A 9,337-nucleotide genomic window follows, 5' to 3' on the forward strand; every position below is an offset into this window, starting at 1 on the left:
GATCAGCAAGTAGTTACTTGATGATCTTGGTGACGCGTCCCGAACCAACGGTGCGGCCGCCTTCGCGGATTGCGAAGCCGAGGCCCTCTTCCATTGCGATCGGCTGGATGAGCGCAACGGTCATCTCAGTGTTGTCGCCGGGCATAACCATTTCCGTGCCTTCCGGCAGGGTGATAACGCCGGTTACGTCCGTGGTGCGGAAGTAGAACTGCGGGCGGTAGTTGGAGTAGAACGGGTTGTGACGTCCGCCTTCGTCCTTGGAGAGGATGTAGACGTTGGCCTCGAAGTCGGTGTGCGGGGTGATGGAACCCGGCTTGACGACAACCTGGCCACGCTCGACATCGTCGCGCTTCAGACCGCGGAGCAGGAGGCCACAGTTCTCGCCGGCCCATGCTTCGTCGAGCTGCTTGTGGAACATCTCGATACCGGTAACCGTGGTCTTCTGGACCGGGCGGATGCCGACGATCTCGACCTCAGAGTTGATCGCGAGGGTTCCACGTTCGGCGCGGCCCGTAACAACGGTGCCACGGCCGGTGATCGTGAAGACGTCTTCGATCGGCATCAGGAACGGCTTGTCGCGGTCACGAACCGGGTCCGGAACGGACTCGTCGACGGCAGCCATCAGGTCCTCGACGGACTTGACCCACTCCGGGTCGCCTTCCAGAGCCTTCAGGCCCGAAACGCGGACAACCGGTGCTTCGTCGCCATCGAAGCCCTGCGAGCTCAGGAGCTCACGAACTTCCATTTCGACGAGGTCGAGGAGTTCCTCGTCATCGACCATGTCAGCCTTGTTCAGTGCCACCAGCAGGTAGGGAACACCAACCTGGCGGGCGAGCAGGACGTGCTCGCGGGTCTGGGCCATCGGGCCGTCAGTGGCGGCAACCACGAGGATTGCACCGTCCATCTGGGCAGCGCCGGTGATCATGTTCTTGATGTAGTCAGCGTGACCCGGAGCGTCTACGTGTGCGTAGTGGCGCTTCTCGGTCTGGTACTCAACGTGGGAGATGTTGATGGTAATGCCGCGCTGACGCTCTTCGGGTGCAGAGTCAATCGACGCGAAGTCACGCTTCTCGTTGAGAGTCGGGTACTTGTCGTACAGCACCTTGGAAATGGCGGCCGTCAGCGTCGTCTTACCGTGGTCAACGTGACCAATGGTACCGATGTTAACGTGCGGCTTAGTCCGCTCGAACTTTGCCTTTGCCACAGGTTCCTCCTAGAACGTTTTCAAATGACTTACCCTTCGACCGCGCTTGTCGCGGCTGAAACTCCAGTAAGTCTACTTGGGGGGCTTTGGATTGGTGAAATTGCAGATTCAGGAACTAATACTAGTCCCACGAGCCTGTTCGTGCTGGCGGCCGGATCCGGTCCGGACCGTGCTGCATCCGGCCGGGGCCGGCCGCCAGCACCAGGTGAATCCCCTATTGAGGAAACGCACCCGAGTGTTGTCGCTGCTGCGGGAAGTCCCTAAGGACTACTCGCCGCGGCTCTTCTGGATGATCTCGTCGGCAACTGCCTTCGGGACCTCGGCGTAGCTGTTGAACGTCATGGAGTACACAGCGCGGCCCTGGGTCTTCGAACGCAGGTCACCGATGTAGCCGAACATGCCGGACAGCGGGACGTGCGCACGGATGACCTTGACGCCCTGGGCATCTTCCATGGACTGCATCTGGCCACGGCGGGAGTTGAGGTCACCGATAACTTCACCCATGTATTCCTCAGGGGTGCGGACCTCGACATCCATCAGCGGTTCAAGCAGGACAGGGTTCGCCTTGCGTGCGGCTTCCTTGAAAGCCATACGGCCGGCGATCTTGAACGCCATTTCCGAGGAGTCAACATCGTGGTAAGCGCCGTCAATCAGCGTCGCCTTGATGCCGACAACCGGGTAACCGGCCAGGACGCCGTCGTTCAGCGCATCCTGGATGCCCGCGTCAACGGACGGGATGTATTCGCGCGGAACGCGGCCACCGGTGACCTTGTTCTCGAACTCGTACATCTCGCCTTCGGACGTGTCCAGCGGCTCGATCGCGATCTGGATCTTTGCGAACTGGCCCGAACCACCGGTCTGCTTCTTGTGCGTGTAGTCGTGACGCTCCACAGCACGCTTGATGGTTTCGCGGTAGGCGACCTGGGGCTTGCCCACGTTTGCCTCGACCTTGAATTCGCGGCGCATGCGGTCCACCAGAATGTCCAGGTGGAGCTCGCCCATGCCGGCGATGATGGTCTGGCCGGTGTCTTCGTTGAGGGAGACCTGGAAGGTCGGGTCCTCAGCGGAGAGCTTCTGGATGGCCGTGGAGAGCTTCTCCTGGTCACCCTTGGTGTTCGGCTCGATCGCAACCGAGATCACGGGCTCCGGGAAGCTCATGGACTCGAGGACGATCTGGTTGGACGAATCGCACAGGGTGTCGCCGGTGGTGGTGTCCTTGAGACCGATCGCTGCGTAGATGTGGCCTGCGGTAGCGCCGTCGACCGGCATTTCCTTGTTGGCGTGCATCTGGAACAGCTTGCCGATGCGCTCCTTCTTGCCCTTGGTGGAGTTGACCACCTGCGCGCCTGCTTCCACGTGACCGGAGTACACGCGGATGAAGGTGAGCTGGCCGAAGAAGGGGTGTGCGGCGATCTTGAACGCCAGCGCGGAGAACGGCTCGTCAGCGGAAGGCTTACGGGTCAGTTCCTTCTCTTCGTCGCGAGGATCGTGGCCGATCATCGGGGGGACGTCGAGCGGGTTCGGCAGGTAGTCCACGACGGCGTCGAGCATCGGCTGGACGCCGCGGTTCTTGAACGCGGAGCCACAGAAGACCGGGTAGAGCTCGGAGTTGATCGTCATCTTGCGGATGCCGGCCTTGAGCTCGTCGATCGAGATCTCTTCGCCCTCGAGGTACTTCTCCATGAGCTCTTCGGAGGACTCTGCAACGGTCTCAACGAGCGTTGCGCGGTACTCTTCGGCCTTTTCCTTGAGGTCAGCCGGGATCTCCTGGATCTCGTACTTGGCACCCATGGTGACGTCACCCTTGGAGTCGCCGGGCCAGACCAGTGCGCGCATGTAGAGGAGGTCGACGACGCCGATGAAGTCGTTCTCGGCGCCGATCGGCAGCTGCATGACGAGCGGCTTGGCACCGAGGCGGCTGACGATGGTGTCGACGGTGAAGTAGAAGTCAGCGCCGAGCTTGTCCATCTTGTTGACGAAGCAGATGCGCGGGACGTTGTACTTGTCGGCCTGGCGCCAAACAGTCTCGGACTGCGGCTCCACGCCTTCCTTGCCGTCGAACACGGCGACTGCACCGTCGAGGACGCGCAGGGAGCGCTCAACCTCAACCGTGAAGTCCACGTGGCCGGGGGTGTCAATGATGTTGATCTGGTTGTTTTCCCAGAAGCAGGTCACGGCGGCAGACGTGATGGTGATGCCGCGTTCCTTTTCCTGTTCCATCCAGTCGGTGGTCGACGCGCCGTCGTGCGTTTCGCCGATCTTGTGGTTCACACCCGTGTAGAACAGGATGCGCTCGGTAGTAGTGGTCTTGCCGGCATCAATGTGGGCCATGATGCCGATATTGCGGACCTTGCTAAGGTCGGTAAGCACGTCCTGTGCCACGGTGTCTCCCTTTCGGATGGACTGCACGTTCGCCGCCGACTCGGTCGAGCCGGCGGCGTCCGGGAAGTATTACCAGCGGTAGTGTGCGAAGGCCTTGTTGGACTCGGCCATCTTGTGGGTGTCTTCGCGACGCTTCACAGCGGCTCCGAGACCGTTCGAGGCATCCAGGATTTCGTTCTGGAGGCGCTCGGTCATCGTCTTTTCGCGGCGGGCCTTGGAGTAGCCAACCAGCCAGCGGAGGGCGAGGGCCGTGGAACGGCCCGGCTTGACCTCGACGGGAACCTGGTAGGTGGCGCCACCGACGCGGCGGGAGCGGACCTCGAGGGAAGGCTTGACGTTGTCCATGGCCTTCTTGAGGGCTGCAACCGGGTCGCCGCCGGACTTGGCGCGTGCGCCTTCGAGTGCACCGTAAACGATGCGCTCTGCGGTGGACTTCTTGCCGTCAACCAGCACCTTGTTGATCAGCTGCGTGACCAGCGGGGAGCCGTAAACGGGATCTAGTACTAGCGGCCGCTTGGGGGCCGGACCCTTGCGAGGCATATTACTTCTTCTCCATCTTTGCGCCGTAGCGGCTGCGTGCCTGCTTACGGTTCTTCACACCCTGGGTATCGAGGGCGCCACGGACGATCTTGTAACGGACACCCGGAAGGTCCTTAACACGGCCGCCACGGACGAGCACAATGGAGTGCTCCTGCAGGTTGTGGCCTACACCGGGGATGTAAGCGGTGACTTCAATACCACCGTTGAGGCGCACACGTGCAACCTTACGCAGAGCCGAGTTCGGCTTCTTCGGGGTTGTCGTGTAAACGCGGGTGCAAACACCACGGCGCATCGGGCTGCCCTTAAGCGCGGGGGCCTTGGTCTTCGAGACCTTAGGCGTGCGGCCCTTGCGGACCAGCTGGTTAATCGTAGGCACTCTCGTGTTCTCCGTTTTATCCGGAGCGGCCGTTGGCGGCCGCTCTCTTGTCGCTGCGCCCCGCCGCTCGAGCTTTGAAGTTCTCTCCAGAGCAGCTGAGGCGAAGCCTTAATAGTCGGACCGCACACCGGGGCTCCGGACTTCCATCCTGAACTGCCCCTAGGCATGCGAAAATGTGGCATACGTTGCACAAGAACCCTGCAAACCGGAAACGTCGTCCTGGCTAAACCTTTCGGCTACAACCGGCGCACTCATCCACTGCCACAATAACAATTAGTCTCAAGTCTAACACGGACGGCCCCCAGCCCTTAATCGGCGCGGATCTGGCCCCTCCGACGTCGGCCTTAAACAGCAAGGCGGGGTCACTTTGAGCCCAATCCAAGGTGCGGATTGGGCGGTAAGTGACCCCGCGTTGCTGTTACCCGTTAGCGGAAGTCGTTGCCCAGGTCGTAGTCATCCAGCGGGATGGCGTGGAACTCAGGAGCTCCGTCGCCGCCCAGGGAATCGTAGGAGAAGTCGCTGAACGCGCTCGGGCCGGTGAACAGGTTGGCCTTCGCTTCCTCAGTCGGCTCCACCGTGACCTCGGTGTAGCGCGGGAGACCCGTGCCGGCCGGGATCAGCTTACCGATAATGACGTTTTCCTTCAGGCCAAGCAGCGGATCGCTCTTGCCTTCCATGGCCGCCTGCGTCAGGACGCGGGTGGTCTCCTGGAAGGAAGCTGCGGACAGCCAGGACTCGGTCGCCAGGGACGCCTTGGTGATACCCATGAGCTCGGGACGGCCGGAGGCCGGCGTCTTGCCCTCGGAGACAACGCGGCGGTTGGCATCCTCGAAACGGCTGCGCTCGGCGAGCTCGCCGGGCAGCAGATCCGATTCGCCGGACTCGATGACCGTGACGCGGCGCAGCATCTGGCGGACGATAACCTCGACGTGCTTGTCGTGGATACCGATGCCCTGGCTGCGGTACACGCCCTGGACCTCGTCCACCAGGAACTTCTGCGCGGCACGGGGGCCCATGATGCGCAGCACCTGCTTGGGGTCGACCGGACCGTTGATGAGCTTCTGGCCAACGCTGACGTGATCGCCGTCTTCGATGAGGAGACGCGAACGGCGCAGCACCGGGTAGGCGATCTCTTCGGATCCGTCATCCGGGGTGATGACCAGGCGCATCTGGCGCTCGGACTCTTCAATGGTGATGCGGCCGGCTGCTTCAGCAATCGGTGCGACACCCTTCGGAGTACGGGCTTCGAAGAGCTCCTGGATACGGGGCAGACCCTGGGTGATGTCGTCGCCGCCGCCGGCGGAAACAGCACCACCGGTGTGGAACGTACGCATGGTCAGCTGGGTACCCGGCTCACCGATGGACTGTGCGGCGATGATGCCGACGGCCTCGCCGATGTCCACGGTCTTGCCGGTGGCCAGCGACCGGCCGTAGCAGAGGGCGCAGGTGCCGACGCTGGACTCACAGGTGAGTACGGAGCGGACCTTGACCTCGGTGATGCCGGCTGCGAACAGTTCGGCAATGACGACGTCGCCGCAGTCGGTGCCGGCTGCTGCCAGGACCTTGCCCTTGGCGTCAACGACGTCCACGGCCAGGGTGCGGGCGTAGGCGCTGTTCTCGACGTTCTCGTCCAGGACGAGCTCGCCGTTGGCGTCAGCGACCGCGATCGGGGTGACGAGGCCGCGTTCGGTGCCGCAGTCCTCTTCCCGGACGATGACGTCCTGCGAAACGTCCACCAGACGACGGGTCAGGTAACCCGAGTTGGCGGTACGCAGGGCGGTATCGGCCAGACCCTTACGGGCACCGTGCGTGGCGATGAAGTATTCCAGCACCGACAGGCCCTCGCGGTAGGAGGACTTGATCGGACGCGGGATGATCTCGCCCTTCGGGTTGGCCACCAGGCCACGGATACCCGCGATCTGGCGGACCTGCATCCAGTTACCACGGGCACCGGAGGACACCATGCGGTTGATGGTGTTCATCGGGGACAGGCTGTCACGCATCGCCTGGGCGATTTCGTTGGTGGCCTTGTTCCAGATCTCGATCAGTTCCTGGCGACGCTCGTCGTCGTCGATCAGGCCCTTGTCGTACTGGCCCTGGATCTTCGCGGCCATGGTCTCGTAACCGGCGAGGAGCTCCGGCTTGGAGGCCGGGACCTCGATGTCGGAGATGGCGACCGTGACGCCCGAGCGGGTTGCCCAGTAGAAACCGGCATCCTTCAGGTTGTCCAGCGTTGCCGCCGTGACGACCTTCGGGTAGCGCTCGGCGAGGTCGTTGACGATCCGGGACAGCTCGCCCTTGTCGGCAACAGCCTCAACCCACGGGTAGTCCGCGGGCAGCGTCTGGTTGAAGATGACCTGGCCGAGGGAGGTTTCGACCAGTGCGGTCTGACCCGGCTCCCAGCCTTCGGGAGCTTCCCAGCCGGCGTAAGGAACGAAGTCCTCGAGCCGGATCTTGACCTTGGAGTTCAGGTGCAGCTCGTGCAGGTCGAACGCCATGATGGCTTCCGAGACGGAGGAGAAGATCCGGCCTTCGCCAGCTGAACCGACACGCTTGGTGGTCAGGTGGTAGAGACCGATGATCATATCCTGCGACGGCAGCGTCACCGGGCGGCCGTCGGACGGCTTCAGGATGTTGTTCGAGGACAGCATCAGGATCCGGGCTTCGGCCTGGGCTTCGGGGCTCAGCGGCAGGTGCACTGCCATCTGGTCGCCGTCGAAGTCGGCGTTGAAGGCGCCACAAACCAGCGGGTGGAGCTGGATTGCCTTGCCTTCAACGAGCTGCGGTTCGAACGCCTGGATGCCGAGGCGGTGCAGGGTAGGTGCACGGTTCAGCAGCACGGGGTGCTCGGTGATGATCTCTTCGAGCACGTCCCAGACCTGCGGGCGGTAGCGCTCGACCATCCGCTTGGCGGACTTGATGTTCTGCGCGTGGTTGAGGTCAACCAGGCGCTTCATCACGAACGGCTTGAAGAGCTCCAAGGCCATCTGCTTCGGCAGACCGCACTGGTGCAGCTTCAGCTGCGGGCCGACGACGATCACGGAACGGCCGGAGTAGTCAACGCGCTTGCCCAGGAGGTTCTGGCGGAAACGACCCTGCTTGCCCTTGAGCATGTCGCTCAGGGACTTCAGCGGGCGGTTGCCCGGTCCGGTGACCGGGCGGCCGCGGCGGCCGTTGTCGAAGAGGCTGTCAACAGCTTCCTGAAGCATGCGCTTCTCGTTGTTGACGATGATCTCCGGGGCACCGAGGTCAAGCAGGCGCTTGAGGCGGTTGTTGCGGTTGATCACGCGGCGGTACAGGTCGTTGAGGTCGGAGGTCGCGAAGCGGCCGCCGTCCAGCTGGACCATGGGGCGCAGTTCCGGCGGGATCACCGGGACGGCGTCCAGCACCATGCCGAGCGGGCTGTTGTTGGTGGTCAGGAACGCGTTGACCACCTTGAGCCGCTTCAGGGCGCGGGTCTTGCGCTGGCCCTTGCCGTTGGCGATGATGTCGCGCAGCAGGTCGGACTCGGCCTGCATGTCGAAGCTCTCAAGACGCTTCTTGATCGCCTCGGCACCCATGGCGCCTTCGAAGTACATGCCGTAGCGGTCGCGCAGCTCACGGTACAGGCCCTCGTCACCTTCGAGGTCGGCGACCTTGAGGTTCTTGAACCGGTCCCAGACCTGCTCGAGGCGCTCGATCTCAGCATCCGCGCGCTTGCGGACGTTGGCCATCTGGCGGTCGGCGGAGTCGCGGGCCTTCTTCTTGTCGGCAGCCTTGGCGCCTTCGCCTTCGAGACGGGCGATCTCGTTCTCGAGGTCGCGGGCGATCGTGGCGATGTCCGAGTCGCGGTTGTCGATCAGCTGCTTCTTCTCGATGTCGTGCTCAACCTGGAGGTTGGGCAGTTCCTCGTGGCGCGCATCGGCGTCGACGCTGGTGATCATGTAGGCGGCGAAGTAGATGACCTTCTCAAGGTCCTTCGGCGCCAGGTCAAGGAGGTAGCCCAGGCGGGACGGAACACCCTTGAAGTACCAGATGTGCGTGACCGGGGCGGCCAGCTCGATGTGGCCCATGCGCTCACGGCGCACCTTGGCACGGGTGACCTCAACGCCACACCGCTCGCAGATGATGCCCTTGAAGCGCACGCGCTTGTACTTGCCGCAGTAGCATTCCCAGTCGCGGGACGGGCCGAAGATCTTCTCGCAGAAGAGGCCGTCCTTCTCGGGCTTGAGCGTGCGGTAGTTGATGGTTTCCGGCTTCTTAACCTCGCCGTAAGACCAGCCACGGATGTCTTCCGCGGTGGCGAGGCCGATCTGCATGAGGCCGAAGGAGGATTCGCTGGACATATGGTCCCTGTTCTCTCTTGTTCTCTAAATTCTGAAGTCTTGGGTTACGGGAAGAGGGAGGAGGCGTTCGACGGCGGGCGGTGGCCCGCCGTCGAACCCCTACCTGCTAGACCTCTTCTACGGAACTGGGCTCTGCACGAGACAGATCGATGCCCAGTTCTTCCGCAGCCGTGAAGACTGCGTCATCAGAGTCACGCATTTCAATTGTGGTTCCGTCCGTGGAAAGCACTTCCACGTTCAGGCACAGCGACTGCATTTCCTTGATCAAGACCTTGAAGGACTCAGGAACGCCCGGCTCCGGGATGTTCTCGCCCTTGACGATGGCTTCGTAGACCTTCACACGACCGTGGATATCATCCGACTTGATCGTGAGGAGCTCCTGGAGCGTGTAGGCGGCGCCATAGGCTTCGAGCGCCCACACTTCCATTTCACCGAAGCGCTGGCCACCGAACTGTGCCTTACCACCCAGCGGCTGCTGCGTGATCATGGAGTACGGGCCGGTGGAGCGCG

At 62.6% G+C, this 9,337-nt stretch carries 5 protein-coding genes and 1 pseudogene; all 6 read right to left on the reverse strand.

Annotated elements, in window-relative coordinates:
- Positions 1-13: 13 nt before the first annotated feature.
- A complete protein-coding gene (gene tuf / locus ABIN76_RS11800; protein ID WP_003803827.1) occupies positions 14-1,204 on the reverse strand; it encodes an elongation factor Tu in 1,191 nt (396 codons plus the stop codon).
- Positions 1,205-1,471: 267 nt separating this feature from the next.
- Positions 1,472-3,586, reverse strand: coding sequence for an elongation factor G (gene fusA, locus ABIN76_RS11805; protein WP_346959880.1), 2,115 nt, complete (start codon positions 3,584-3,586; stop codon positions 1,472-1,474).
- Between the two features lie 69 nt (positions 3,587-3,655).
- Entirely contained in the window at positions 3,656-4,126 is a 471-nt protein-coding gene (rpsG, locus tag ABIN76_RS11810; protein WP_026531948.1) for a 30S ribosomal protein S7, read from the reverse strand.
- Between the two features lies 1 nt (position 4,127).
- Entirely contained in the window at positions 4,128-4,502 is a 375-nt protein-coding gene (rpsL, locus tag ABIN76_RS11815; RefSeq protein ID WP_003803830.1) for a 30S ribosomal protein S12, read from the reverse strand.
- Between the two features lie 425 nt (positions 4,503-4,927).
- Positions 4,928-8,827 (reverse strand): DNA-directed RNA polymerase subunit beta', encoded by a 3,900-nt coding sequence (locus tag ABIN76_RS11820; RefSeq protein WP_346959881.1) that lies wholly within the window; start codon positions 8,825-8,827, stop codon positions 4,928-4,930.
- A 106-nt stretch (positions 8,828-8,933) separates the two neighbouring features.
- A pseudogene (locus ABIN76_RS11825) lies at positions 8,934-9,337 on the reverse strand (DNA-directed RNA polymerase subunit beta); the annotation flags it as partial.

It is taken from the genome of uncultured Arthrobacter sp. (assembly GCF_964021775.1).
Lineage (GTDB): Bacteria > Actinomycetota > Actinomycetes > Actinomycetales > Micrococcaceae > Arthrobacter.

Bases quoted from the DNA above. Each gene is read 5' to 3' on its own strand.
- ABIN76_RS11820 (WP_346959881.1), bottom strand. From the start codon at position 8,827: ATGTCCAGCGAATCCTCCTTCGGCCTCATGCAGATCGGCCTCGCCACC.
- rpsG (WP_026531948.1), bottom strand. From the start codon at position 4,126: ATGCCTCGCAAGGGTCCGGCCCCCAAGCGGCCGCTAGTACTAGATCCC.